Origin of the sequence: Paenibacillus nasutitermitis (assembly GCF_014641075.1) — a bacterium.
Taxonomy (GTDB): domain Bacteria; phylum Bacillota; class Bacilli; order Paenibacillales; family Paenibacillaceae; genus Paenibacillus_Z; species Paenibacillus_Z nasutitermitis.
Window position 1 is genome coordinate 1,183,247 of sequence record NZ_BMHP01000002.1, and the last position, 26,032, is coordinate 1,209,278.

Sequence of the window (26,032 nt, forward strand, 5' to 3'; positions counted from 1 at the left end):
AAATAAACAGGTAAATAGTGTTTTATTCATAACCCGTGACTGCCAAAACACAGAAAAAACCGTCCCGCAGCGTAGACGAACACTGCCGGGGACGGCTTCTCTTCTTGTTGTTCAACTTACTGTCTGTCTAACAGCTGCGTACTTCAAATATACCGAATTTTAAATAGTGGCCTTCGTTAACGCCCAGTATTTGAGGATGATCCTTGCCCGCTGCCCGCCATTCAATCAGCCTCAGCTGCTTGCCTGCATCCACGGCGGCCGCCTGGATGGTTTCGAGGAACAAATCCGGGCGCATATGATACGAACAGCTGGCCGTTACCAGATAGCCGCCTTCATTTACCAGCTTCATGCCCTGCAGGTTGATATCCTTGTAGCCCCGGATCGCTCCGGGAACGGCGCTCTTGGATTTGGCGAATGCCGGCGGATCAAGAATAACGACGTCCCAGGTTCGGCCCGCGGTGCCCATCGGCTTGGAGGTGTCCGGCACTTTACCGCCCACCGCATTTCCAGCTCTGCCCCGCTCCGTCCGCTCGCCAAGCCCCTTTACCTGCGAACGCAAATATTCGAACGCATCGGCAACCACAAATTCTACCCGATCCGAGAACCCATTTCGCTCCGTATTACGCCGGGCGGTCTCAATAGCATGGGAGGAAACGTCCAGACAGGTCACTTTCTTGGCTCCATATTGGCAGGCATGCAGCGTAAAGCTGCCCGTATGGGCAAAACATTCCAGAACAGTTGCTCCGTCCCAATAAGGGAAAGTGACGATTTTGCCATTGGCGTTAACTGGAACACCGGTGCTCTCCTGCAGATCGGCCAATGCACCGGTATCGTCAGCCGCCTCGTCCAGGACGCGCTCCTCCAGCCGGATGCCGCTGCGCCATCCCCAGCCCTTCATCAGCGGCGCAATGGATGCGCGGTTCTCGCGCTGGTCGAAAAAGTACCCCGTTTTCTGCCCTTCGACGATATCCACCTCAAGCAGCAACCCGTTCTCGTGAATATCAACAATTGGTGGACAATCCCCATACATGACGCCGGTCCGCTCTTCCAGACCTTCAAGAGCGCGAACAGATACGTCGCTTCGTTCATAAATGCCTTTGGGAGCAAAAACCGCTACCAACGCCGCTGTAATTTCTTCACGATGCATATCCATGCCAAGCGTTAGCAGCTGTACGACAAGCACCTCGCCGAAACGGTCGACAATCAGGCCTGGAAGGCGGTCCGCTTCACCATAAACAAGTCGGCAGTCGTTGTCTTTCACGAACCGGCGGCGGTGCTGGGCGCACTGCTCAAACCGTTCACGGAAAAATTTCTCATCCATACTCGCAATGGGCCGATAAGAAATGATTCTTACCGTAATTTGCGACTTCGGATTCCAGTATCCTGTTGCAAGATAGCGTCCCTGATGGTTGTGAAGATCAACCAGCTTTCCCGGAACAGCATTATCTTCCACACGTTCTATTTCGCTGGCATATACCCAGGGATGACCTTGTTCGATCCTTTTTTTGCGATCACGCAGCAGTATCGCTTTAGCGTGTTCCATATCTGCTTCCGCCCTTCAAATAGTCAGTGCTTGTCATGGTTGTCTGCTTTTGCGCATATGTATCGGTACAACCCCTATGTCATTTCCGTACATTTGTGAAAAGGAGTTCTGCCCTCATGTTCCACTCCATTATTGCGCCCATGCTGATTGGCTTTGCTTTGTTCATGTTCGGCATGAAAGCGATGGAGCTTGCGCTTCACCGCTCCGTCGGCAAGCATCTGCATCATGTGCTGCAAAAAACGACGCAGACACCGCTGCATGGCCTTGCCGTCGGAACGGCAGCAACGGCCGTGCTGCAGAGCAGTACGGCCGTTACTGTCATGTCAATCGGTCTTGTCAATGCCGGACTGCTTACTTTCCCGCGTACACTCGGCATTATACTCGGGACTAATATCGGTACCTGTTTAACAACGGAGCTCATCGGCCTGAACATCAACCATCTGGCCTGGCCCCTGCTGGTTGTCGCATTGGGATTGTGGGTCTTCACCGCGCTGTTCGGCGAAATGAAGCTTTACCCTCAGGCAAGGGGCGGTTATGCTTTTGCGGCAGGCGGTCTGACGGAACACCGCTGGTTCCAGCCGCTCCGCAGCGCAGCTGTCATTATCGGAGGGTTCGCCCTGCTGCTGATCGGAATCAGCATCATGCAGTCCATCGCACCTGCCGTCCAGTCCAGCGGATTGTTCGGCGCCTTTCTCGAGAGGGCTGAACACAGCGTCGTATGGGGACTTGCCGCGGGCATTGTGCTATCGGCCGCCGTACACAGCAGCGCGGCAGTGATCGGCATCATTATGGGACTTGCATCCGTAGGAGCGATGCCCGTCGAAATCGGAATAGCGGTCGTGCTCGGGGCAAACATCGGCACCTGCATAACCGCGTTTCTCGCTTCATTAGGAGGGACCAAATCCGGCCGTTTTGTCGCTTGGTCGCATATTGCGCTGAATGTTGGCGGCGCTGCTCTGTTTGCACCCTTTGTAACCGAGCTGCAGACGGTGTCCGCTTGGCTGAGCGCAACGCCATCGGGACAAATCGCCCATGCCCAAACCGTTTTTAATATATTGAGCTCCCTGATTGCCCTTCCGGTGTGCTACCATCCGGCTTTGAAGCGGATGTCGGTGTGACAATCGCGATGCCAGCGCTGGTGCCCAGCCTGTTGGCTCCGCTGCGCAGCATAAGGATCGCCGTTTCTCTGTCCCGGATGCCGCCGGAAGCTTTGACACCGGTACCGGCAGAAACAGCTGACCGCATCAGCCTGATATCCGCTTCCGTCGCTCCTCCATGTCCGAATCCGGTCGAGGTTTTCACGTAATGCGCTCCGGCGGCTTCGGCTGCTGCGCAGGCCTCTGTTTTTTGGCGGTCATCCAGATATCCCGTCTCCAGGATAACCTTTACGATCGCCCTTTTCTCCACTGCTTTCACCACGGCGGCAATATCTGCCGAAGCCTTGTCGTACCGGCCATCTATAACATCTCCAATGGACAGCACCATATCGATTTCCTTGGCCCCATCTTCAACAGCATTAGCAGCCTCGAACACTTTAGTCTTCGTCGACATCGCGCCAAGCGGAAAACCGCACACCGCGCTGATTCGGACATCGCTTCCGGCCAGCTGCTTCCGGCAGTAGGAAACCCATGAACCGTTCACGCAAACACTGAAAAATTTATGAGACACAGCTTCCTTGCATAGCTTCAAGATATCCCCTTCCGTTGCAGTCGGCTTGAGCAGCGTATGATCAATAAAACGGGCCAGCGATGACTCAGGTGTCCACCATTCAACCATTCCCCCGCACCTCCAGGCCGAGCAGCTTGAGCGCGCCCGACAGTATACGATCATTATTGTTATAACCCGATTGCCGCTGACGGCGCCAAGCCTCGGATGGCTCAAACCACTCTACGCCGCGGATCTCTTCCACTTGGGCCTGCAGCTTGCCTCCTACCGCTTCCACCAGATAATAATGAACCTCTTTATCGATAATGCCTTTGGTTTCATGATGATATTTGTATTTAATTTGATCAATCGGGGCAACAATGACCCCTTCCATGCCGGTCTCCTCGACGATCTCGCGCAGCGCTGTCTGCTCAACGGTTTCACCAGGCTCCATTTTTCCTTTGGGAAGCGAGATTTTGCCGTACCGATCCTGAATCAATTGAATTTGCAGCCCGCCGTCAATGCGGCGAAATACGACGCCTCCTGCCGATATCTCCTTCATATACGCTTCCCCTCCGCTATTCAGGTGGCCTCATCTCAGGCGCATGAAAGCCCTTGGCCTGGTGCTGTACCTATGTAGAGCAAGGATTCTTTCCGCAGCCCGACTGGAGGGCGGATAAGAATCCTCGCAATTTTAATAATATAAGATGCTGCGCCTGCTATGCCCTTAAAGCCTGCGGCATGATAGAAGGCTGGCTTTCCCGCACATCGCCATTCTCCATCACCCGAACGAGCTGGCCAAAGCACTCGTTAACACCGGCTTCGGTAATTTTTACCCGGCACAGCTGTCCGATAAGCAGCTCAGAGCCCTCGAATACGACCTGAAGATAATTGTCCGTGTAGCCCATGACGCGTCCTGTTCCCGGAGCGCCCTTATAATCCCGCTCGGGAATAACATCCAGAACCGCACCGACATATTTCTTGGCATAGTCCAGCTGCATTTTTTCTGATAAATCAATCAGCTTGTGGACGCGTTCATTCTTCACTTCCTCATCCACTTGCTCCTCCATCCTCGCTGCAGGAGTACCCGTCCTTCGCGAATATGGAAAAACATGCATCTCCGAGAACTGCAGCTCTTCCATCAAACGGTAGCCGTTCTCGAACATTTCTTCGGTTTCGCCCGGGAAACCGACAATAACATCGGTCGTGATTGCAACGCCTGGCATCGCCTGATGCAGCAGCCGGATCTTCTCGGCAAACTCCTCCACCGTATACTTGCGGCGCATTCGTTTAAGCACGGAATTATCACCCGCCTGCAGCGGTACATGAAGGTGGCGGCACATTTTGGACGAACGGTTCAGCACATCGATCATCGCATCATCGATTTGGCTGGCTTCGATGGAGCTGATGCGGATACGCTCAAGCCCCTCGATTTTGTCCAGATCCCAAAGCAGATCGGATAAGCGGTAGTTCTCCATATCGTCGCCGTATCCGCCGGTATGAATCCCCGTCAAAACAATTTCCTTGTAGCCTGCAGCTACGAGCTGACGCGCCTGATTAAGCACGCTTTGAGATTCACGGCTGCGGGATAGCCCCCGCGACCAAGGAATAATACAGAAGGTACAGAAATTGTTGCAGCCCTCCTGAATTTTCAGGAAGGCACGCGTACGTTCCGCGAAGTCCGGAACATCCAGCTCTTCGAACTCGCGTGTCTTCATAATATTACGGACCGCATTGACCGGTCTGCGGTCGGCCTGAATGTCGCGAACATGATCCAGCAGCTTATCCCTGTCCTGGGTGCCGATAACCAAATCAACGCCATCGATAGCCAAAATCTCCGCAGGTGAGGTCTGGGCATAACAGCCTGTAACAGCGATAACCGCATCCGGATTACGCCGGATGGCACGCCGGATAATTTGGCGGCTTTTCTTGTCACCCGTGTTGGTTACCGTACATGTATTAATTAAATAGACATCAGCGGTCGTAGTCTCGAAATCAACCTGCTCATACCCTTCATTCTTGAACAGCTGCCAGATCGCTTCCGTATCATAGAAGTTTACTTTACAGCCCAATGTATAAAATGCAACCGACGGCATGTCGTTATTCGCCTCCCATTTCTCCGGATTCGTACATCAGGCACGCCAAGCCGACCATTGCCGCCGTCTCGGTGCGCAGGATGCGCCTTCCAAGCCCGACAATCACGGCGCCCTCCGCTTCCGCTTCCTCTGCTTCCCGCGGCGTGAACCCGCCCTCTGGCCCGACAATCAGCAGTACGCTGATCCGTGAAGCTAACCTGTCTGTCAAACCCTTGCTGTCATAATAAGATCCGATGGCGGCGCGCAAGCCCGTGCCTGCCGCTCCGCCTTCTTTCTCATAACAAAACAGCGCTAAATCATACTGCCCGATTTCCTTCAGAAGCTGCCGCCAAGGAAGAACCGGCTTCACATCCGGAATACGGCTGCGGTGTGCCTGCTCCGCAGCCTCCTTGGCTATTTTGCTCCAGCGCTCGATACGCTTCGCTTCTTTTTTGTCATCATATTGAACGATCATCCGCTGGGACTGGAACGGGATAAAAGCGGCTGCCCCGATTTCCGTTCCTTTCTGGATAACCCATTCCATTTTATCGCCTTTGGGCAAGCTCTGTGCAACCGTTATGGACCAGGACGGCTCGCCGTTCATTGGAAGCCATTCTTCAACCTCGGCTTCTACCCGTCCGGGCTCCGCCTTGCGGATCACAGCTTTTGCCTCGCGCGATATACCGTCGCTGACCATAAATTCATCGCCCGGCCCCATGCGCATCACGCGCAGGATATGGTGGGCATCGTCACCTGTCAAATATACATGATCATCGCCGTAAAGCTGCTCCGGCGTTACAAAATATCGCTGCATGCCATATTCGAAACCCTTCTTTATCGATTGTTGAAACAACAAAGCCGGGGATGTAAATAGAAGCTTGCCCCACCGGCTACTTCGCGGCAGAGCATTGCTTCCCATCCCGAAAAAACTACAACCTTTATCATACACGTTTTGCACCCGCTGCGCCAGAGTCCGCCTCGTAAGGCTTACTGGGACTGGGAGACGCAGTCAGGCTAAGATCTCGAATAGCCAAGAAAGTCCAAAATAAAACTTTGCCAGCTAACCGGGTGGAAGAACAGCTCATAGAAGCTCTGAAACCCGCCAATGATATCCCCTGATAAGGAGAACAGCGGCGTGATCGTGACCGCTCTCAGCTGCGGGATAAAAATAATGAGCAGAAAAAGGAACATCCCCCAGTGGACGTTCTGATCCATTTTGAAACGGACCTTCAGAGGCACGAGATCCTGGATGATGCGGTAGCCGTCAAGCGGTGGAACGGGAATCAGATTAAAAATAAACAGCATCAGATTAATCGTGATTAAATAATAGAGAAAATGAATAATTGCTCTGTGTACGCCTATAGAGCCTACGTCCATCAGCCCGGTTTGATTCATGACATATAATGCCAAAATCCCGATACCCGCAATCAGCAAATTGCTAAGAGGTCCTACAGCGGAGACGACGATGCCCATAAGTCTTGGATATTTGAATTTACCGCGGTTGACAGGAACAGGTCTCGCCCAGCCAAATCCGGCGATCAGCAGCAGAATCATCCCGAAAATATCGATATGGACACGCGGGTTGAGCGTTACCCGTCCCGCATCGTAAGCGGTACGGTCGCCAAATTTATAAGCGCTGTAAGCATGGGCAAACTCATGTACGGTAAATGCGATCATAATAACGATAAAAATAAAGGGTAAATCCTCAATGGGATACCAGAGAAAATTGGACACTATGGACCTCCTAAGAGTTTTGCGGAGCAAAACTCACTTCGTAAGCATAAGCTTCGTTTTGCGGAGCAAATTAAAGCCTGCCTGGCTCTTGCGGTTTCCGGGCAACGAACGCGATCCAATCCTGGTCACGCTGACGGTCCGTAATGATAAATCCGGCTTGCTCCAGTCCTGCCTCCACTACATCTTCCTTGTTTTTGAAGATTCCCGATGCAATGTAGATTCCGCCTGGCTTCAGGGCCTGATAAACGTCTTCGACAAACAGCAATATAATTTCCGCCAAAATATTGGCAACTACCAGGTCAACCGGCAGCGACACGTTGACGGCCGGGGAGGAGCCAGCGGAATCCCCGCCTTGCAGTACGCCCAGCAGATCACTGAGCTGGACTTGAATATCCGGCTCCAGATGGTTCAGCTTAACATTCTCCGCCGCAGAGGAGACCGCTACAGGATCCAGATCAAGCGCAAGCACCCGCTTAGCCCCAAGACGCACGGCCCCTATTGCGAGAATGCCGGATCCTGTTCCCACATCGATGATTTCTTCTCCGCCGCGAATGACGGATTCAAGCGTCCGCAAGCAGAGCGCAGTGGTGGGATGCGTGCCGGTACCGAAAGCCATACCCGGATCCAGCTCAATAATTTCCTCACCAGAGGAAGGCTCATATTCTTCCCAGGTCGGTTTGATTGTCAGTCTTGGCGATACCTGAATCGGCTTGAAGTATTGCTTCCACGCCGTGGCCCAATCCTCTTCATCCACAATGACCGTGGTTATCCGGTAATCGCCGGGATCAATACCGAACTCGCGCAGCTGGTCAATCCTCGGCCTCACTGCTTTCTCCAAATCCGCCATATCCGTACCTTCGGCAAAATATCCTTTTATAATGGCCTGGCCCTCCGGAATATCATTCAGCGGCGTTTCGTACCATTGCCCGAGCGAGGTGTCCCGCTGCTTGTTAAGCGTTCCCGATTCTTCAATGGATACGCCGTCCGCATCCATCTCATGCAAAAAATTAGTAATCATTTCAATCGCTTGCTCTGTAGTAGAAATCATTAGTTCATACCATTTCACAGCCGTACGACCTCCTATGTAGAAACCTTCGCCCGTCTATTTTACACCAGAAACCGCGCTTGCACAAAAAAAGCATCATGAAGTCATTCCCGTCCACCCTAAAGGGTGTCCCCGACAAACCAAAAAGGGCTGTGTGCAGGAACGGGAACATCCCGCTCGCCACACACAGCCCTTCTCGGAAGTATCTCTTAAAGCTCCGGTGTACCGCCCATTTGCCGGATGAGGTGAAGCGCACGATCCACCAGTTCATCCTCAACCGTAGCGGTCAGCATGGCTCCATCCGCCCCGCCTTCCACCTCAGTCGCCCGGAGCGACTGTAATTTAAGCTGGGCTTCGCGAGTCCTGCTTTCATCTTGAAAAACGGCAACGATTCTGGAAGTCATAATAGGACCTTCATTCTATTTCATGCTCCGCCTGCCGCACCGCTTCTTGCGCCGTACGACGACGAGTTTGCTGATTATAATGATCGTCCAGGGCTTCGGAAATCTCAGTATCCTGCTTATTATCAACAGGCAGGATAACGACACATTCCTCGTCTTTGCTTGGTTTGGTCAATTCCGTTACGCCTCCTCCGTGCTGAGAATACGACAATCGTTCACGGAAGTAGCATAACCGAACTTTCATTGCCCTATTCCAAACTTGGCGCCCTGGTATGAACATTTAATCTCCACGAAATGCTTTTTTCATCCGTTCAAAAATCGATTCATGGTGATCCTCTTGATTGGTTTCGCCAGTGCTTCCGCCGAATTGGCGAAGCAGTTCCTTCTGCTCATCGGTGAGACTGGTCGGGGTGACTATCGTCACTTTTACATGCTGATCACCTTGGCCGTAACCCCGCAAACGGGGTACGCCCTTGCCTTTCAAACGGAAATAAGTGCCGGTTTGCGTGCCCGCCGGCACCTTAAGCTTCACTTTTTCGGTGAGGGTCGGAATTTCGATTTCATCGCCCAGCGCCGCCTGCACAAACGTCAGTGGAACCTCGCAATAAATATCATCGTTCTCGCGTTCAAAGAAATCATGGGCTTTTACGCGTATCACAATATATAAATCCCCGGACGGGCCTCCGCGTGTTCCGCCTTCGCCTTCGCCCGTCATCCGGATTTGCGCGCCATCGTCAACGCCAGCCGGTATCTTGATATTGATTTTACGCTGACGTTTTACTTTGCCGGCACCGTGGCAGGTTGTACATTTCTCTTTGATAATACGTCCGGTTCCGCTGCAGTTCGTACATGCGCGGCGGTTTACCATACGGCCAAAAGGCGTGTTTTGCACGACTTCTTGCTGTCCCGATCCTTTACAGACCGAACAGGCCTCCGGTTTTGTACCCGGTTTGGCTCCGCTGCCGGTGCAGGTGTCGCAGGTTTCCGTGCGCGGAATCGTAATTTCGGTTTCCTTGCCGAATACCGCTTCTTTAAATTCAATGGTCATCGTATACTGCAAATCATTGCCGCGCTGAGGCGCGTTTGGATCGCGCCGGCCGCCTCCGCCGCCGAAGAACATATCGAAAATATCGCCAAAGCCGCCGGCGTCTCCGCCAAAACCGCCTCCGCCGAAGCCTTGATTGGGGTCAACATGACCATATTGGTCATAGGTTGCTTTCTTGTTGCTGTCGCTCAAAACATCATACGCTTCTTTCATTTCCTTGAACTTGTTCTCAGCATCCGGATCTTTGTTCACATCCGGATGGTATTGACGCGCCATCTTGCGGTACGCTTTTTTGATTTCTTCCTCCCCGGCATTTTTATCCACACCGAGCACTTCATAATAATCCCGCTTGCTTGCCAAAATCCGTCACCTCGTCTCCATATTCCCCTATGGCCCAAACTCTTTGCAATCCGTCCTTGCCCGGACAAGAAGAAACGCTGCCCCGCGTTTAGCGGCGCAGCATGCTCCCTCACAATCATAATTCCAGAAACATACGATTCTGTTATGAGTTTTCCATAAGTTCGGCTTTTCAAGAAGAAACGGCTAACGCCGTCCTTTCCCGCGAATCAAGTCGTATAAGTGAAAACTTATATGTTCCTATATTTTGTAAAGCGGGTTGCCGTCCTGTATAGGACGGCAAACTCCACCTTCAATAAATTTTATTATTTTTTGTCGTCTACGACTTCGTAATCAGCATCCACGACGTTGTCTTTTCCTTTGTCTGCGCCTGCATCGGCTTGAGGGCCTTCAGCACCCTGTTCAGCTTGAGCGGCCTGCTCATACAGCTTCACGGACAATTGCTGAATAATTTCAGTCAACGCTTCGGTAGCTGCTTTGATCTCTTCAAGATTGTCGCTTTCGATCGCCGTTTTCACTTTCTCTTTGGCTTCGTTTGCTTTATCGATCTCTCCGGCATCTACTTTATCGCCCAGATCCTTGATGGTTTTATCGACAGAGTACACAAGCTGATCCGCATTGTTTTTGGCTTCAACAAGCTCGCGGCGCTTGCGGTCTTCGTCGGCATTGAGCTCGGCGTCCTTCATCATGCGCTCGATTTCCTCATCGGACAGACCGCTCGAAGAGGTGATGGTGATTTTTTGGCTTTTGCCTGTTCCTTTATCCAGAGCGGATACATTAACGATACCATTGGCGTCAATATCAAAGGTAACCTCAATTTGCGGTACGCCGCGCGGTGCAAGAGGAATATCGCCCAGTGTGAAGCGTCCCAGCGTTTTGTTGCCTGCCGCCATTTCACGCTCGCCTTGCAGGACATGAATCTCAACACTTGGCTGATTGTCCGCATAGGTTGAGTAAACCTGCGATTTGCTTGTCGGGATTGTTGTATTGCGGTCGATCATTTTGGTAAATACGCCGCCAGCCGTTTCGATACCCAGGGATAACGGAGTCACGTCCAGGAGAACCACGTCTTTGACATCGCCTGTCAATACGCCGGCTTGAACAGCTGCGCCGAGGGCAACAACCTCATCCGGGTTAACGCCTTTATGCGGATCTTTGCCTGTCAGTTTTTTGATGGCTTCCTGTACAGCCGGGATACGCGTCGAACCGCCGACAAGAACAACTTTATCGATATCGCTTGCGCTCATGCCCGCATCTTTCAAAGCTTGACGGGTTGGAGCCAGCGTACGCTCAACAAGCGCTGCGGAAAGCTCTTCGAATTTGGCGCGTGTCAGGTTCATCTCCAAATGCTGGGGAACGCCGTCCGCCATTGTAATAAACGGAAGCGAGATGGAGGAAGCGACTGTACCGGAAAGCTCTTTTTTCGCTTTTTCCGCTGCATCCTTCAAGCGCTGTACCGCTGCTTTATCTTTGGAAAGATCTACGCTTTGCTCTTTTTTAAACTCGGAAACGAGGTAATCGATAATGACTTGGTCAAAATCATCGCCACCCAGGTGGTTGTCTCCGCTTGTCGCTTTTACTTCAAAGAAACCATCGCCCAGTTCAAGGATCGATACGTCAAACGTACCGCCGCCAAGGTCATAAACAAGAATGGTGTGGTCTTCGGTTTTTTCCAGTCCATAGGCAAGAGCGGCTGCTGTCGGCTCGTTGATGATCCGCAGCACTTCAAGACCGGCAATTTTACCCGCATCCTTCGTTGCTTGGCGTTGGCTATCGTTGAAATAAGCGGGAACGGTAATAACCGCCTGGCTTACGGATTGGCCCAAATAAGCTTCAGCATCGGCTTTGAGCTTCTGCAGGATGATGGCGGAAATCTCTTGCGGCGAATAATCTTTGCCGTCAACGGTTTCTTTATGGTTTGTACCAATATGGCGTTTGATGGAGCTGATGGTGCGGTCGGGATTCGTGATGGATTGACGTTTTGCCGCCTCTCCTACAACACGCTCGCCGTCTTTCTTGAAGCCGACAACCGACGGGGTTGTACGATTGCCTTCGGGATTCGGAATGACAACAGCCTCGCCGCCTTCCATAACGGCTACGCAGGAGTTCGTTGTTCCAAGGTCGATACCAATTACTTTGCTCATAATAGAAATCCTCCTCAATATGTTGTTTGATTATAATCTGCTGTCAGGTCAGCCGCTAACTTTTACCATTGCGGGACGAAGCACTTTATCCTTAATTATATAACCTTTTTGTACTTCTTCAACAATAATGCCTTCCTCATGCTCTTCCGATTCCACCTGCATGATTGCTTGATGGAACTCCGGATTGAACACCTCGCCGACCGTGTTCATCGGTTTGAGCCCTTCCTGCTCGAGTACCTGCTGGAATTGGCGGAAGATCATATCGACACCTTTGGCAAACGACTCCACATCACCGCCGCTTTTTGATGCATCAAGCGCGCGGTCGAAGTTGTCGATAACGGGCAGCAGTTCACCAATCAGCTTCATGGACGCATAAGCGCCAAGCTCTTCTTTTTCTTTGATGGTTCGGCGGCGGAAATTATCGAAATCCGCCTGAGCGCGCAGATAACGCTGCTGGTGCTCTTCCACCTGCTTCTGAAGCTCTTCATATCGTGTATCCACTTGAGCCTCGTCGGCAGCTCCGGCGTTTTCACCTGCTGCTTCAGCGGCATTCGCCTGCTCTTGCTGATGATCCAAATTTTCTTCCGAAGCGCCTGTCGTTTCATGTTTATGTTCTTCGCCTGTATGTTGTTCATTCACAGTCACGGGTCGCTCCACCTCCTTTATTTGCTTTTGCTTTACTTATACCAGCGTCCAAGCAGTACGGCCATATCTTTGGATAATATATCAATCAGGCTGATCACTTTCCCATAATCCATCCGGGTAGGACCAAGAATGCCGATTGTCCCCAGTGACTGTCCATCTACGGAATAGGTCGCCGTGATCAAACTGCAGTTGTTAATCGCCTCATGGGTGTTTTCCGTTCCGATCCTGACTTGAATGCCGCTTGGCAGAGCCGTGAACATGCGCATCAGCGTTGGCGTCTGCTCAAACAGATCAAGAAGGGTCTTCACCTTGTCAACATCCTTGAACTCAGGCTGCGTCAACATATTCGTTGTCCCGCTGAGAAAAACTCGATTGTCTTCCTCGTTTGCCAGCGCTTCGTCTAGAATGCCCAACAGCCGCTCGCAGCCATCCACATAGCGCCCAAGTTCTTGTCCGACCTCCGAATAAATTCTGGATTTAAGCCGTGAAATCGGTACGCCGACAAGCTTATGGTTCAAAATGTTGACTGCTTGCTCCATCTCTTCCATACTCATATCCGCAGGAAGCGAAACGGTCCGGTTTTCAACATGTCCGGTGTTCGTCACGACAATGGCAACCGCCGTATCCGAACTGATCGGCACCAGTTGAAAATGCTTGAGCGAATTCGTAAAGGTCTCAGGTCCCAGCACAATAGACGTATAATTCGTCAGATTGGATAGGATCATCGCAGCATGCTGGATGATTTCTTCCATTTGATTCATTTTATCCGCGAAAAAGGAACGCACCGTACTAAGGTCCTCTTCATTGACCTCGCCCAGCCTTACTAAATGATCCACATAATAACGATATCCCTTAATTGAAGGAATACGGCCAGCTGAGGTATGGGGCTGTTCCAGAAAACCGAGTTCCTCCAGATCAGCCATCTCGTTGCGGATGGTTGCGGGACTGAAGCCGACATCCCCGCGCTTGGAGATACTGCGGGAGCCTACAGGTTCTGCAGAACGGATATAATCATCAATAACAGCGCTAAGAATCATTCTTTGTCGTTCTGTAAGCATCGCAGCACCTCCAGTTTTTTTATCACGCTAATGCATGGGATGACAGCCATATTGCTGCACTCGTTAGCACTCGTTATCGATGAGTGCTAATCATTAATACAAAAATACCAAACCAACTCGCCAATTGTCAAGTCAGTTCAGCATTTTCAGCACCGCTATTTCATCGCAGGCATGTTGTTTGATACAGTCGATGATTTTGCAGCCCGTATTTTTGAGACGTTGTAAAGGGTACCTCCGGCAGATCTTCGTTTTTTCATTCACTTGAAGGTATACACAAATCAACGCTTCAATAACACGTACCGCTGATGACCTAACCGACCTGCAAACTCCCAGCCCTCTTGGCCCAAATAATTTAAAACATCGATCAGGTCTTTACCGTCACAATCCGCTAGATGTTTTTCATCCACAAACCATTTATGCGCAAATTCACAAGTAAGAAGGATATGTTCAACTGCCGGCACAAAGATCGCCCCGTTCCTTTGAATAACCTATATCATACGAACCGATTGCCTAATATCAAGTCAGTCCAGCGTTTTCAATACTGCTATTTCGTCGCAGGCATCCTGCTTGGCGCAGTGGACACAATCTTTCCATACTTTTTCAGGAAAAATTTCTTTGTCAACGATTTTGAAGCCGTTTTTCTGGAAAAAGGGGACTTCATACGTCAGCGCCATGACTTTGGTGATGTGCTGCTCCCTGGCTTCCTCGATCAGAAAATCAACCAGCTTGCTGCCGATTCCAAGCCCTTTGTGGCCTTCAGAGATACCGAGAGAGCGAATCTCCACCAGCTCCGCGCCAAGCTTGCATAACGAGCCGCAGCCCACTACTTCGCCGTTCACCTCGGCCACGATAAACGTATCAATTTGACGCTTCAGCACCTCACGCGAGCGCGGCAGCATGATCCCCTTTTGAGCATAGCCCGCAATCAGATCCGCCAATATATCAACATCTTCCTCCGTTGCTCTTCTGCAAACCGCTTGCACGCTCCCCGCCTCCTTCCCGTAACTCAACGAAAAAAACTAAATCTGAACGCTCCTGTTATGGATAATATGAATAAATATACACTACAACGCATATTACGACAAGAAAAAATTTATGCAGCGCTTCCCATTATTCACTAACAATCGAATACAGATGCCAAAGCAAATAGACACCCATCAAGGTGTCTGCCGCCTTCAAATCGATTACTCCATTAAACACCCGCAAATGCGGGTTCAATCCACTGCCAGTTCATCCTTTGCCCCAATGAACGCGGCAAAAACTTCATTTCCAAGCGGCAGGCCTTTCTCAGACAACCGGAATCCGCCGGGAATGCCTGAAGCCCCGCCGGTTCTTTCCAGCAGCCCGCTCGCAAGCAGCGGCCGAAGCTGGGCACCGAACTCTGCTTCAATGGATCCGCCAGGAAATTGGGCTGCAAAATCCGCCTCGCTAACGCCCTTCATCAGCCGCAGTCCGACCATCATGAAATCTTCCATCGCTTCATAATCGTGAACCTGATTGGTTTCCAGCCGCGGCAGCCTGATGCTGGCGGCATCAATGTAAGGCTGTACCCCTTTAATATTCATATGCCGCTCGCTGCGGGCATAGCCGTGAGCTCCGGCACCCAGCCCGTAATAAGGCTCATTTCGCCAGTAGGTTGTATTATGCCTGCTTTCGAAGCCGGGCTTTGCGAAGTTGCTGATTTCATAATGGTGAAATCCCGCCCCTTTAAGTTTGGCAATGAGCAGCAAATACATCGCCAGTTCATCATCTTCAGGCGGCAGCGGAAGCTCGTTGCGTTCATACATCGCGTGAAAAAGCGTGTTTTCCTCCACCTTCAGACCATACAGCGAATAATGCGGCAGCGCCAGTGCCAGCGCGCGGTCCACACTGTCTGAAAGCATAGCGACCGTCTGCCCCGGCAGCCCGAACATCAGATCTATCGACAGATTGTCAAAGCCGGCAGCGCGTGCATTTTCAATACTGCGGTAAACATCGTCCACATTATGAATGCGCCCGATACGCTCCAGCAGTCCGTTGTCAAAAGATTGCACGCCGAAGCTGATCCGGTTGACGCCTCCAGCCCGCATCGCCGCCAGCTTATCCGGATCTGTTGTGCCCGGGTTCGCTTCCATTGAGAATTCCACATCGCTGCTCAGCGGAAAATGCCGTTTCACGGAAGATAGAAACCGTTCCATCTGCACCGGATTCAATACGGTCGGCGTCCCGCCTCCTACGAAGACGGTACGGATCTCCTGCGGCGGAAGCAAAGCTGCCGTAAGCTCCATTTCATGTTCAAGGGCGGTCAAATAATCATCGACGGGCTGCCCTTTAAGCACATAAGAATTGAAATCGCAATAAAAGCATTTGTTTGTGCAGAAAGGAATATGAATATATAGCGCGTTTGGCGCGTGATTCAACATTTTTGCCGTTCACCTCCATAAAAAAACATTTCTGACCATTGCCAGCCTCGTGAGAGCCACCCCATTCCCATGCCTGCAGGCGGCTTTGGAAATCCGTCCGATAGGTTACCGTAGGGGATATGCTTCTAAAAGGCCGAAAAAGGGAGCACTTGGCTCCCTTTTTGCTTTGCATGGCCTTTGGCAGGGCCTCTATCGTCCAGCTGCCTGTTAATCGTCGATCTTCAGAACGGCCATGAAGGCCTCCTGAGGAACTTCCACGCTGCCGACCTGCTTCATCCGTTTCTTGCCTTCCTTCTGCTTCTCAAGCAGCTTGCGCTTCCGGCTGATATCGCCGCCGTAGCATTTGGCAAGAACGTTTTTGCGCATTGCTTTGACCGTCTCCCGTGCAATTACCTTCGTTCCGATGGAAGCCTGAATCGGCACCTCGAACATTTGACGCGGGATCAGTTCCTTCAATTTCTCGCATATGACGCGTCCGCGGTTGTAGGCGCGTTCACGGTGAACGATGACTGACAAGGCATCGACCTGTTCATTGTTGAGCATGATTTCCATTTTGACCAGCTTCGACTGACGGTAGCCCGAAAGTTCATAGTCAAAGGAAGCATAACCCTTCGTGCTGGATTTGAGCTGATCGAAGAAATCATAAACGATTTCCGACAGCGGCACATTGTAGCTGATCGTTACGCGGTTTGTATCCAGATATTCCATATTGATGAACTCGCCGCGCTTGTTCTGGCAGAGCTCCATAATCGCGCCGACATAGTCGTTTGGCACGATAATTGCCGCCTTCACATAAGGTTCTTCCACATATTCGATTTTCCCGATCTCGGGATAGTTGGACGGATTGTCGATCTCGATCATCTGGCCATCCGTCTGCATGACGTGGTACACCACGCTAGGAGCCGTCGTAATAAGCGGGATATTGAATTCCCGTTCGATCCTCTCCTGGATGATTTCCATATGCAGCAGGCCAAGAAATCCGCAGCGGAAACCAAAGCCTAATGCCGTGGAGGATTCAGCTTCATAACGAAGCGATGCATCATTAAGCTCCAGCTTCTCCAGCGCTTCGCGCAAATCGTTGTAGTCCTGGGTCTCGATAGGATACAGGCCGCAGAAAACCATCGGATTAATCCGGCGGTACCCTGGAAGCGGCTCTAGCGCCGGCTTCTTCGCGTCTGTGACGGTATCGCCGACCCGGGTGTCCTTCACGTTCTTGATCCCCGCAACGATAAAGCCGACATCTCCTATGGCAAGCTCTGGCACTATGGTCATCCGGGGCATGAACGCGCCCACCTCAATGACTTCAAACTCGGCGCCAGTCGCCATGAAACGGATTTTGCTGCCGGCTCTGATGCTACCGTCCACGACGCGGACATACACAATTACCCCTTTATAAGGATCATAATGGGAATCGAATATGAGCGCCTTGGTGGGATTGTCCGGGTTTCCGGCCGGCGCCGGCATCTTCTGGACCACCTGCTCCAGAATTTCCTTGATTCCGATACCCGATTTGGCAGAAGCCAGCACCGCATCGCTTGTATCCAGGCCGATTACGTCCTCGATTTCCTGTTTGACGCGCTCAGGCTCGGCGCTGGGCAAATCGATTTTGTTAATGACCGGTACGATCTCTAGATTATTGTCCAACGCCAGATACACGTTGGCCAGCGTCTGCGCTTCGATCCCCTGCGCGGCATCGACAACAAGCAGAGCGCCTTCGCAAGCAGCCAGACTGCGCGAAACCTCATAGGTAAAATCGACGTGCCCCGGCGTATCAATGAGATTCAAGATGTATTCTTCGCCGTCATCGGCCTTATATGCCAAACGAACAGCCTGCAATTTAATGGTTATCCCGCGTTCCCGCTCCAGATCCATTTTATCGAGGACCTGTGCCTGCATTTCACGCGAGGTCAATGCGCCGGTATATTCCAATATCCGGTCGGCCAAGGTCGATTTGCCATGGTCAATATGAGCAATGATTGAAAAATTTCGAATCTTCTTCTGTCGGTCACGTACGTCCGCCATGCCTAACCCCCACAAAAATGCCTAATTGCTAATCATTCTTATTATTATACCAGTTCGCAAGGGTGGCATCAATCCGTTACAGATTCAAAAAACGAAACAATCATCCGTATGCCTTTGCTGGACACAGATTGCAGCATGCCTGCCGTACCATCTGCCAGCTTGTTCACACTCGAATCGCTTGTCAGATCCGGGACACCGGGCAGCCGCTCGTCTGAGTAAGTTGCCTCAAGCCGTTTCTGGGCTTCCAACTGCCGCTGGGCTTCAAGCTTTACCCAGTCGGTCTGTCGGCCATGCTGGGCATCGATGACACGTCGCGCACCTTCTTGCCCGACATTATTATCATCAGACGGACCCGATGCAGCGGCATCAAGCGATGTTTGCGTGTCGGGATCCGGATACACAGGCATCGCCTGTTCTGACTTAAACGGCCCGTTAATCCGCTCGATTCCGCTTGAAGCCAGATCAATGCCGAATAACACGACCAGCGCCACGATACCGCCAACAACTGCCATTTTCAGTGAATGACTGCGCATATCTTCATTCCTCCTTGACTAACATCGACTGGCATTAAAGTCCTTCAGCTTTGTTTATATTGACCTTCTCCGCATTCCAATAGATCTGGGCAATCACCTTCGCCAGCGCATCGATGGTCCGATAGGACTCTTCAAGCGTATTGTCAACGCCCCCTACTTCAATCAGGACGCTTTCCGGAGAAACGGACTGGTTGTATTCGCCATTGCCGTTAGCTGTTGTTTTCCCCCAAATGCCCCGCGATATGCCAGGATACTGCTTTTCGAGCATCTCGTGAATCTGATTGGCAAACGCCTCATTCTGGCGCCAATCGGGATTTGCATGTCCGATAATAAAGAACACCTGCGCGTAGGCTTGACCCCCTATTGTGGTCGTTGTATTTTTACGGTGAAGAGAATCTCGGTGAATATCAAAGAAGAACTTCAATTCCTTATTGACAGACATCGCTTCAGTCACAGTTTTTTTGGAATACTTATAGGATAAGGCCCAATTGTATTGTTTAACCGATGTTGCATAATCCGTTCCGGAATGCAAGGATCCAATGCCTTTATCTATGAGCTTGTTCGCCAGGCGCTTGCCCAGCAGGGTGATGTTGGTTGTCGAGGATTCCGGCGTCTTGCTGTTTTTAATTTCCGGGAACCAGGATTCGCGGCTGTGCGAATGGTAGATAAACACAACATTGCGTCCTCCGGTCGTGGGTTGTGAGCTGTCCTCTTTGCCGGTTTGACCGTTGTCCGCGCTTCCCCCGGTTCCGGGTGCGCCATTTGCGCCCGGGTCCGTCTGGCCGCTATTGCCGGGTTCGCTTGCCGGACCGCCATCGGGTCCAAGATCCGGCCTGCCCGATTCTACGGGTTGTCCATCATCCGGAATGGGCTCGTGGTCCTCGGGCTCCACCGTCACGTCTGCGGCCGATCCGCCACGCAGCAGAATGGCATTATCCCCGCCCAGGCCAGGATATTCCGCAGCAAGCAGACTTTTGGGATCGGAAGGATTAACATCGGTAAGCAGACGGACCAGAAATGAGCTCATCTGCCTGCTGGACAGCGCAGACGAATGTTCGCCTTGACTGGCTCCCGGGATCTCCATGGCCAGCATATCGGCAAACACGCCGCTAGATACAGCTGCGGCAAAGCCTTTCATAGAGGATACAGGCGATTTCGCCGTTCTGGACTGCATGATTGCCCCTACACCGATTACAATAACGAGAATCATGGACCCAATGGACAATATAGCAAACGTTCGGCCGGCAACAAGCAAATTGCGGAGCTGCTTGCTGCCTTTTCCCAGATTCCACGTTAAGATCACTCGTTTCATACCTTCGTTTCCCCCTCAAGAAAATCCTCATTCCTTAGCCTACTATCACTTTATGAGAGAGAAACCTTTCATAGAACCGATAATTAATAGAATGCCAGTCGTAAGCTTTGTCCAATCGCTAGTTTGATAGGCTTTCAACGAAATAAGCGCACATTAAAATCCCTGCCTGAAAGCGGCAGGGATTCCTTGAAAGCAGTACGGTTCAGATCAATGCGTATAGGCGGCAACATTGCTTTTGTCCACCGCTTCATGAAGGGCAGCATTCAACCCGCTGGCGACAACATTCGCGATATCCTCGATGAACTGGTCAATTTCTTTAGGGGTTACGAGCAAATCATGGCCAAGCGGCCCCAGGGCTTCGCGTACAAGCTGCAGACGCTCATTCTCGGGCATTTGATTGATCAGACCGAAAATATGGTCGGTGTTGCCATTCTGAGCTTTGATATGATTGCGCATCAGCTCAATGGTATTATTCACGATGGTAGATGCATAGACCACCGTCGGTACGCCGATTGCAATTACGGGAATGCCGAGAATTTCTTTGGTCAACCCCCGCCGCTTGTTGCCGATGCCGGAACCTGGATGCACACCTGTATCCGCAATCTGGATGGTCGTGTTTACCCGGTCCAGCGACTTGGATGCGAGCGCATCGATCGCAATAATCAGATCCGGTTTGGAGCGGTCGATAATCCCCTGGACAATGTCGCTCGACTCAATCCCTGTCACGCCCAGCACGCCAGGGGCCACCGCGCTGACGCAGCGGTAGCCGGGAGCTACCTGGTCCGGCATAAGCTCGTAGTAATGACGGGTGACAAGCGAGTTTTCCACAACCAAAGGGCCCAAAGCATCCGGCGTTACGTTCCAGTTGCCTAGACCCACGATCAGCACATTAGCTGCTTTGCCGATGCCAACACGTTCCAGAAAGCCCGCAAACTCCTGGGCAAATCTGGTGGCGACGCGATCCTGCAGGTTCGTATCCTGCTTGCGCAGATCCGGAACTTCGAAGGTGACGTAGTGCCCAATCATTTTGTTCAGTGCCGCCGAACCTTCTTCATTGGTGATTTCCAGCCTTGTAATTGTCATTCCGTCATCCTCGGTCGTGTCCATCAGAACACCAGGTATCGGTCCGCTTCCTCCGGACTCCGCCTGCTCTTTAGCCTCCAATGCCAGATCAATGGCAACATTAAACTGCTGCAGATCAAGTTCTCCCATCGTATCCGCCGCGCCCCTTCCCAAAAATGTTTTCTTTAGTTTGCGATCCGAGAGCGTGAATTATGCGAAAGCACCGATGTGGCTGCTTCCCGTACACTTCAAAGCAGTATTGCTTTTTGGGCATGTGCGTGGTAGAATATTTCAAGTTGTGTTGTTAACAAGGGGTTTCTTTTTTACAGGAGGTGAATGCAATGCCAAACATTAAATCCGCTGTGAAACGCGTTAATACAAGCGAGAAACGTCGCGCTTTGAACGCTTCGCAAAAATCCGCGCTCCGCACGGCCGTTAAAGCTGCTGATCAAGCTGTTGTCGCTACTGATGTGGAAGCTGCCAAAGCAGCTCTTCAATTAGCTACAAAAAAGCTCGACAAAGCGGTTATTAAAGGTCTGATTCATAAAAATGCGGCTTCCCGCAAAAAGTCTCGCCTGGCGAAAAAGCTTAACGCTCTTTCGGCACAAGCCTAATTAAACAAATAAAGTCCTGCTCGCCGCTTCATTGCGGCTGCAGGACTTTTTTTATGGCTGGCTTTCATGCGGTCAAGGATAATAAAAACAACTCCAGACCCAGTGTTTTATCAATTTTGCCAGTTTTCATTTTATAATCCAGGTCTGCCAGTCGGTCCAGATGACCACCTAGCGAGCCTACCGAGAAATTCTTGGCCTTCTCTACGGACAGCTTGACGGCATACGGGTGAAGACCTAGCTGCCCGGCCATCTGCTGGGGCGAATATTGATGCTGCGACAGCTCCTTGATCTGCAGCATAATGCGGAGCTGACGGGCAATAAGTGCTGCGATTTTAATGGGCTCCTCTTTGCGCAGCAGCAGCTCGCCGTAGAGCTTGAGCGCTTTATCCACTTTCAGCGAAGCCATCGCATCAATCAAGGCAAATACATCCTCTTCCACTGTGGAGGCAATCAGCGTCTCAACCTCGCGAACCCCAATGTTTCCCCCGGGGCCCGTATGAAGACAGAGCTTGTCCACTTCATGGGCAAGCTGCTGCATATTTGTCCCGGTACGGGCAAGCAGCAGCTCCGCCGCTTCCTGCTGAAGGAGCCTGCCCTGCTCCTCGGCACGTTTGACCGCCCACTGCTGCAGCTCGCTCTCTTGAAGCTCCTGAAAGGGAATAAGCACATTCTGTTCCTTCAGAAGCTTAACGACTTTGCGTCGTTCATCAAGCTTCTCCGCCATGACCTGAAATACGATCACACTCGTCTCGCAAGGCTGCTTCAAATAAGCGATCAGCCGATCGATCTGATGCTCCATCTTGCTTTCCTTCCCCTGTGCCGTTGCAAGGACGGACTGGTCGCGGATCAGGACAAGCTTGCGGGAAGCAAAGAAAGGGAGTGTATCTGCTTCCGCCACCGCCTCTTGAATAGAGGTCTCTGCGGTATCGAATTTAACGATTCCAAGCTCCCTTTCCTCGCGTGGCAGCAGACGCTCAGTCAAATCCCCGACAAACTGGCTCATCCGGTAGCGGTCCTTCCCGTAAATGACATAGACCGGAGAAAACAGTCCCGTTTTCCACTGTTTCATCGCTTCTTTACTATCCAATCCTTATCCACTCCCATACTCCGATTTAATGAGATCGGCTGTCTATCTGATCAGGCCATAAAAACAGCAACAAAGGGATGAAGTCCACTGCGACTTCATCCCTTTGTTCCTAAACATCTATATAAACACCCACAGTACGGGCGGCCCATGGTACCGCCTGTGAATGGTCATACGACGTTAAGGTTTCTAAACGGTGACGGCTGTCGTATCCTGTATTATACGCGGGCATCACGTAATATGTGCGGACCTTGAGCTGTAAAAAATCATTCATCAGCCTTGAGGCTCTCCGACAAAGCGGTCAGATCCACCACATAGACCTCTTGCTTGCCGTCTGCGGCAGCCGTCTCATAGGTGAACGTCTTGCTGTCCGCGGCCCAGACCAGGTTGGTAAGTTCGGAAGTCCGCTTCTCGCCTTGAAAAATCTTTACATTATCCGATGTGGTATAAATCTGCATCGCGCCATCGACCACAGCAGCCGCATAACGTTTGTCCGGAGAAGGAACAACCGGATCATGAATAATGGCAGACATGCCTGCTGCTGAATCCGCGTTATTTGCGTCCGGGGGGGCTATGCCCGGCAGCGGCGCCGCACTGGTCGGCTCATCTGATTTGGCTGCGCCATTTCCGGAACTGTTTCCTAATCGGTCCGGTTGACTTGCCTCAGGTTCCGCGGCTGGAGAGGCACTCTTCTCCCCTTTCGCTGGCGAGTCTTGCTCTGCTATGTCTTTAGCTGCGGGATTCTCTGACCGCTGTATCTTATCAGAGGAAGCTGTGTCTTTGGAATCCGATGCCGCCTGATCCTGCACAGAAGCACTTTCTGAAACGCCGTTATTCCCAGACACACTTACCTCATCATTGGATTTGGGCGCATTGCTGTTTGCAGTGCTTTGAGAAGAAAACGTACCGCTTTTACTTGCTGTATCCGCAGAGAATGTATCGGCTGTCATTGCGCTGTCATCGCTGCTGTTTGTACGGATGAAGCCTTCGAAAGGATTCGCAATAAATACCAGACCAACCACGATTCCCGCAGCGACAACGCCGCCCATGATTCGGTAGGAAAATCTGTTTTTTCGTCTTTCCTGCGTTTGTCTGCGCCTGGGAATGGATCCTTCCGGCTCTTCACCACGAACAGGATCTGCGGCCATAAGCTCGGCGCTTGTTTGCAGCTCAAGCAGCTTGGGCATGATCGCATCAACCAGGCTGTAACCAGGTGTTACTTTGGGAAGATTATCGAGTCCGGCGGATAGCAGCTTCAACCTCTCAAATACAGCTGTGCATTCGGGGCAATGCCGCGTATGAGTCATCAAGATTTCGGTTTCCCGATCATCAAGGTCTCCATCCAGCTCTCGTTGCATATATTCCATCACCTCTTGACAATTCATCCTCGGACACCACCTTTCTGATAATCATGGAGGTAAGTCTGCAGCTGCTGTCTTGCCCGGAATAAATAAGATTTGACTGTATTTAATGGCAGGTCCAACGAATCCGCAATTTCATTGTAAGAAAAATCCTGAAGGTACCTTAACACGACAACGGCCCGGTGATGATCAGGGAGTTTGTCGATTGCCTTGCGGATATCCTGCACCGCATAGGCGGAAAGCACTTCCTCCTCAACGGAATGCGAATCCGGAAAAACCATGTCATGCTCATCAATCGATACTGTAGGTTTATTACGTCTGAATTTGTCAATACAAATATTTGTGACAATCCGTTGTACCCAAGTTTTGAACTGAGCCTTCTCTTCGTAGGATCCGATTTTTGTATAAACGCGGATTAGCGCTTCTTGAGCGGCATCCAACGCATCCTGTTCGTTGTTTAATATATAGTAGGCTGTCCGGTAAACATGATTTTCAATCTCTCGCAATAGAGAAATTAGAGCATCGCCATCGCCGGCTTGTGCCGCTTTAATTAGGCCGGGCTCTACCACGGAGGATCCCCCTCTCTTGCAACCTTTAAGACGCAAAGGAAGTTAATAATGTTGCAAATTTTCTAAGTGAAACTTTAAAAAAATTTTAGATTTGCATCCGTTCGGACACCTAGCACCAATTTTAAGAATATCAGAAAAGCAGAGAACCGTATAGCCTTCGAAGGCTGCCTAAAATCAGGATATTATGCCTGCTTGAATCCGGTGTCTGCCAGGGAAAAAACAAGAGCAGCAAATCCATGCTTGACAAGCACGAATCGCTGCTCAACGATTGCTGGCGCACCCTGTCCGGCAGCCTGGTTCATTCTGCCACGAAAGCCACATTCTAGTACTCGCTGTCCAAATCAACCACGCTGGACTCGGGGCTGCTTCCCTGGGCATATTGCTTCAGGTTATCGACAAAGATGGCAATCACGCGCTCAGTGTAATAGATGGTACTGCCCGCATGATGGGGAGTAATAATCACATTGTCCATCTTCCAGAAAGGATGGTCCTCAGGAAGCGGCTCCTGCTCGAATACATCGAGTCCGGCCCCCGCGATTGTCCCGTTTTGCAGCGCTTCAAGTAGAGCAGCGGTATCGGTCGTTTTTCCCCTGCCGATATTGATGTAATATGCTGTTTTCTTCATCGCCGCAAATTGGTCTTTGCCTAACATCAATTCCGTTTCCGGCGTGTGAGGCATGCAGTTTATTACAAAATCGCTTTGCTGCAGCACCTCTTGCAGCCCTTCGATTCCGTGCATCTCATCAACATTCTTTTCTTCCAGGCCTGATCTTCGAACGCCGAGCACCTTCATATTAAAAGCTTGGGCCAGCCTTGCTGTTTCCAGTCCTATGGCGCCGGCACCCAATATCCCCATTGTCCGGCCGTGAATCTCGCCCATGTCGCCCGAATGCTCCCAACTGCTCCGTGCCTGGTTGCGGATAGCTGTATGGAGGTGGCGGGTGAACGCGAGGAGCATGGCAAATATCGTTTCGGATATCGGATAAGGATGAACGCCGCTTGCATTGGTCAGCATAATCCCGAACTCCCTGAATTTGTCAAGCGGAAGACGCTCTACCCCTGCTCCCCAGTTCTGCACCCATTTCAAACGGGAAGGGCCTGATTTTACAAATTCAGCAACGTTTGAATTCCAGCCCAATATAATCTCAGCCTCAGGCAGATGCTTGTCGACGGTTTTCCTATCGCTAGCATCAATAAGCTCCCACCCCGGAGCAGCTTGCTTTATCTGATCGGCAAATTTCGTATCAAGCGGATGCACGGCAACAATTTTCCCCATGTTCCTATCCCCTCCTGTATGGATCTCACAAGCAATTATCGACTCTCACTATCATAAAAAAAGAGACTATGAATACAGTACCCTCTCAGGACTGGATTCAAGCCTC

Annotated in this window: 25 protein-coding genes; 2 read left to right on the top strand and 23 right to left on the bottom strand. The window is 51.3% G+C overall.

Going from position 1 to position 26,032, the window contains the following annotated elements:
• Positions 1-127: 127 nt before the first annotated feature.
• Positions 128-1,543 carry a class I SAM-dependent rRNA methyltransferase gene (locus IEY46_RS15710; protein ID WP_188992913.1) on the bottom strand — a complete coding sequence of 472 codons (1,416 nt, stop codon included), beginning with the start codon at positions 1,541-1,543 and terminating at the stop codon, positions 128-130.
• Positions 1,544-1,659: 116 nt separating this feature from the next.
• On the opposite strand from IEY46_RS15710, the gene IEY46_RS15715 reads away from it, so the two are divergent.
• Positions 1,660-2,661 carry a Na/Pi cotransporter family protein gene (locus tag IEY46_RS15715; RefSeq protein WP_188992914.1) on the top strand — a complete coding sequence of 334 codons (1,002 nt, stop codon included), beginning with the start codon at positions 1,660-1,662 and terminating at the stop codon, positions 2,659-2,661.
• Here IEY46_RS15715 and deoC read toward each other — a convergent pair.
• From deoC to gpr, 18 genes are all read right to left on the bottom strand, one after another.
• Positions 2,591-3,319, bottom strand: coding sequence for a deoxyribose-phosphate aldolase (deoC, locus tag IEY46_RS15720; RefSeq protein ID WP_188992915.1), 729 nt, complete (start codon positions 3,317-3,319; stop codon positions 2,591-2,593). The genes IEY46_RS15715 and deoC overlap by 71 nt on opposite strands.
• Positions 3,312-3,749 (bottom strand): NUDIX hydrolase, encoded by a 438-nt coding sequence (locus IEY46_RS15725; protein ID WP_188992916.1) that lies wholly within the window; start codon positions 3,747-3,749, stop codon positions 3,312-3,314. Before IEY46_RS15725 ends, deoC begins: the two co-directional genes overlap by 8 nt.
• A 157-nt stretch (positions 3,750-3,906) precedes the next feature.
• Positions 3,907-5,283 carry a tRNA (N(6)-L-threonylcarbamoyladenosine(37)-C(2))-methylthiotransferase MtaB gene (mtaB, locus tag IEY46_RS15730; RefSeq protein ID WP_188992917.1) on the bottom strand — a complete coding sequence of 459 codons (1,377 nt, stop codon included), beginning with the start codon at positions 5,281-5,283 and terminating at the stop codon, positions 3,907-3,909.
• 4 nt (positions 5,284-5,287) lie between these two features.
• Complete coding sequence (locus tag IEY46_RS15735) at positions 5,288-6,076, bottom strand: 16S rRNA (uracil(1498)-N(3))-methyltransferase (protein ID WP_188993897.1); 789 nt, start codon at positions 6,074-6,076, stop codon at positions 5,288-5,290.
• Between the two features lie 200 nt (positions 6,077-6,276).
• On the bottom strand, positions 6,277-6,996 hold the full coding sequence (locus IEY46_RS15740; RefSeq protein ID WP_229750316.1) for a site-2 protease family protein: 720 nt from the start codon (positions 6,994-6,996) through the stop codon (positions 6,277-6,279).
• Positions 6,997-7,066: 70 nt separating this feature from the next.
• On the bottom strand, positions 7,067-8,062 hold the full coding sequence (gene prmA / locus IEY46_RS15745) for a 50S ribosomal protein L11 methyltransferase (protein ID WP_188992918.1): 996 nt from the start codon (positions 8,060-8,062) through the stop codon (positions 7,067-7,069).
• Between the two features lie 188 nt (positions 8,063-8,250).
• The gene (locus IEY46_RS15750) at positions 8,251-8,445 is read right to left on the bottom strand and encodes a hypothetical protein (protein WP_188992919.1); all 195 of its coding nucleotides are present in this window, start codon (positions 8,443-8,445) and stop codon (positions 8,251-8,253) included.
• 10 nt (positions 8,446-8,455) lie between these two features.
• Entirely contained in the window at positions 8,456-8,617 is a 162-nt protein-coding gene (locus tag IEY46_RS15755; protein ID WP_188992920.1) for a hypothetical protein, read from the bottom strand.
• A gap of 105 nt (positions 8,618-8,722) precedes the next feature.
• Positions 8,723-9,847, bottom strand: a complete 1,125-nt coding sequence (gene dnaJ / locus IEY46_RS15760) for a molecular chaperone DnaJ (RefSeq protein ID WP_188992921.1) — start codon at positions 9,845-9,847, stop codon at positions 8,723-8,725.
• Between the two features lie 302 nt (positions 9,848-10,149).
• Positions 10,150-11,988: a molecular chaperone DnaK gene (gene dnaK, locus IEY46_RS15765; protein ID WP_188992922.1), complete on the bottom strand. Its 1,839-nt coding sequence runs from the start codon at positions 11,986-11,988 to the stop codon at positions 10,150-10,152.
• A gap of 48 nt (positions 11,989-12,036) precedes the next feature.
• Entirely contained in the window at positions 12,037-12,627 is a 591-nt protein-coding gene (grpE, locus tag IEY46_RS15770; protein WP_188993901.1) for a nucleotide exchange factor GrpE, read from the bottom strand.
• A 38-nt stretch (positions 12,628-12,665) separates the two neighbouring features.
• Complete coding sequence (hrcA, locus tag IEY46_RS15775) at positions 12,666-13,691, bottom strand: heat-inducible transcriptional repressor HrcA (protein WP_188992923.1); 1,026 nt, start codon at positions 13,689-13,691, stop codon at positions 12,666-12,668.
• A 521-nt stretch (positions 13,692-14,212) separates the two neighbouring features.
• A complete protein-coding gene (locus IEY46_RS15780; RefSeq protein WP_188992924.1) occupies positions 14,213-14,674 on the bottom strand; it encodes an N-acetyltransferase in 462 nt (153 codons plus the stop codon).
• Positions 14,675-14,905: 231 nt separating this feature from the next.
• Entirely contained in the window at positions 14,906-16,093 is a 1,188-nt protein-coding gene (gene hemW / locus IEY46_RS15785; RefSeq protein WP_188992925.1) for a radical SAM family heme chaperone HemW, read from the bottom strand.
• 207 nt (positions 16,094-16,300) lie between these two features.
• Positions 16,301-18,115, bottom strand: a complete 1,815-nt coding sequence (lepA, locus tag IEY46_RS15790) for a translation elongation factor 4 (protein WP_188992926.1) — start codon at positions 18,113-18,115, stop codon at positions 16,301-16,303.
• Between the two features lie 68 nt (positions 18,116-18,183).
• Positions 18,184-18,648: a hypothetical protein gene (locus tag IEY46_RS15795; RefSeq protein ID WP_188992927.1), complete on the bottom strand. Its 465-nt coding sequence runs from the start codon at positions 18,646-18,648 to the stop codon at positions 18,184-18,186.
• 34 nt (positions 18,649-18,682) lie between these two features.
• On the bottom strand, positions 18,683-19,960 hold the full coding sequence (gene spoIIP, locus IEY46_RS15800) for a stage II sporulation protein P (protein WP_188992928.1): 1,278 nt from the start codon (positions 19,958-19,960) through the stop codon (positions 18,683-18,685).
• Positions 19,961-20,167: 207 nt separating this feature from the next.
• On the bottom strand, positions 20,168-21,172 hold the full coding sequence (gene gpr, locus IEY46_RS15805; protein WP_188992929.1) for a GPR endopeptidase: 1,005 nt from the start codon (positions 21,170-21,172) through the stop codon (positions 20,168-20,170).
• 191 nt (positions 21,173-21,363) lie between these two features.
• Here gpr and rpsT point away from each other — a divergent pair, with 191 nt between their 5' ends.
• Complete coding sequence (rpsT, locus tag IEY46_RS15810) at positions 21,364-21,636, top strand: 30S ribosomal protein S20 (protein ID WP_188992930.1); 273 nt, start codon at positions 21,364-21,366, stop codon at positions 21,634-21,636.
• A 64-nt stretch (positions 21,637-21,700) separates the two neighbouring features.
• Here rpsT and holA read toward each other — a convergent pair whose 3' ends face one another.
• From holA to IEY46_RS15830, 4 genes are all read right to left on the bottom strand, one after another.
• Entirely contained in the window at positions 21,701-22,723 is a 1,023-nt protein-coding gene (holA, locus tag IEY46_RS15815; protein WP_188992931.1) for a DNA polymerase III subunit delta, read from the bottom strand.
• 263 nt (positions 22,724-22,986) lie between these two features.
• Entirely contained in the window at positions 22,987-24,105 is a 1,119-nt protein-coding gene (locus IEY46_RS15820; RefSeq protein ID WP_188992932.1) for a zf-HC2 domain-containing protein, read from the bottom strand.
• The gene (locus IEY46_RS15825) at positions 24,102-24,650 is read right to left on the bottom strand and encodes an RNA polymerase sigma factor (protein WP_188992933.1); all 549 of its coding nucleotides are present in this window, start codon (positions 24,648-24,650) and stop codon (positions 24,102-24,104) included. The genes IEY46_RS15820 and IEY46_RS15825 overlap by 4 nt, the downstream gene beginning before the upstream one ends.
• Positions 24,651-24,972: 322 nt before the next feature.
• Positions 24,973-25,926: a D-2-hydroxyacid dehydrogenase gene (locus tag IEY46_RS15830; RefSeq protein WP_188992934.1), complete on the bottom strand. Its 954-nt coding sequence runs from the start codon at positions 25,924-25,926 to the stop codon at positions 24,973-24,975.
• Positions 25,927-26,032 lie beyond the last annotated feature (106 nt).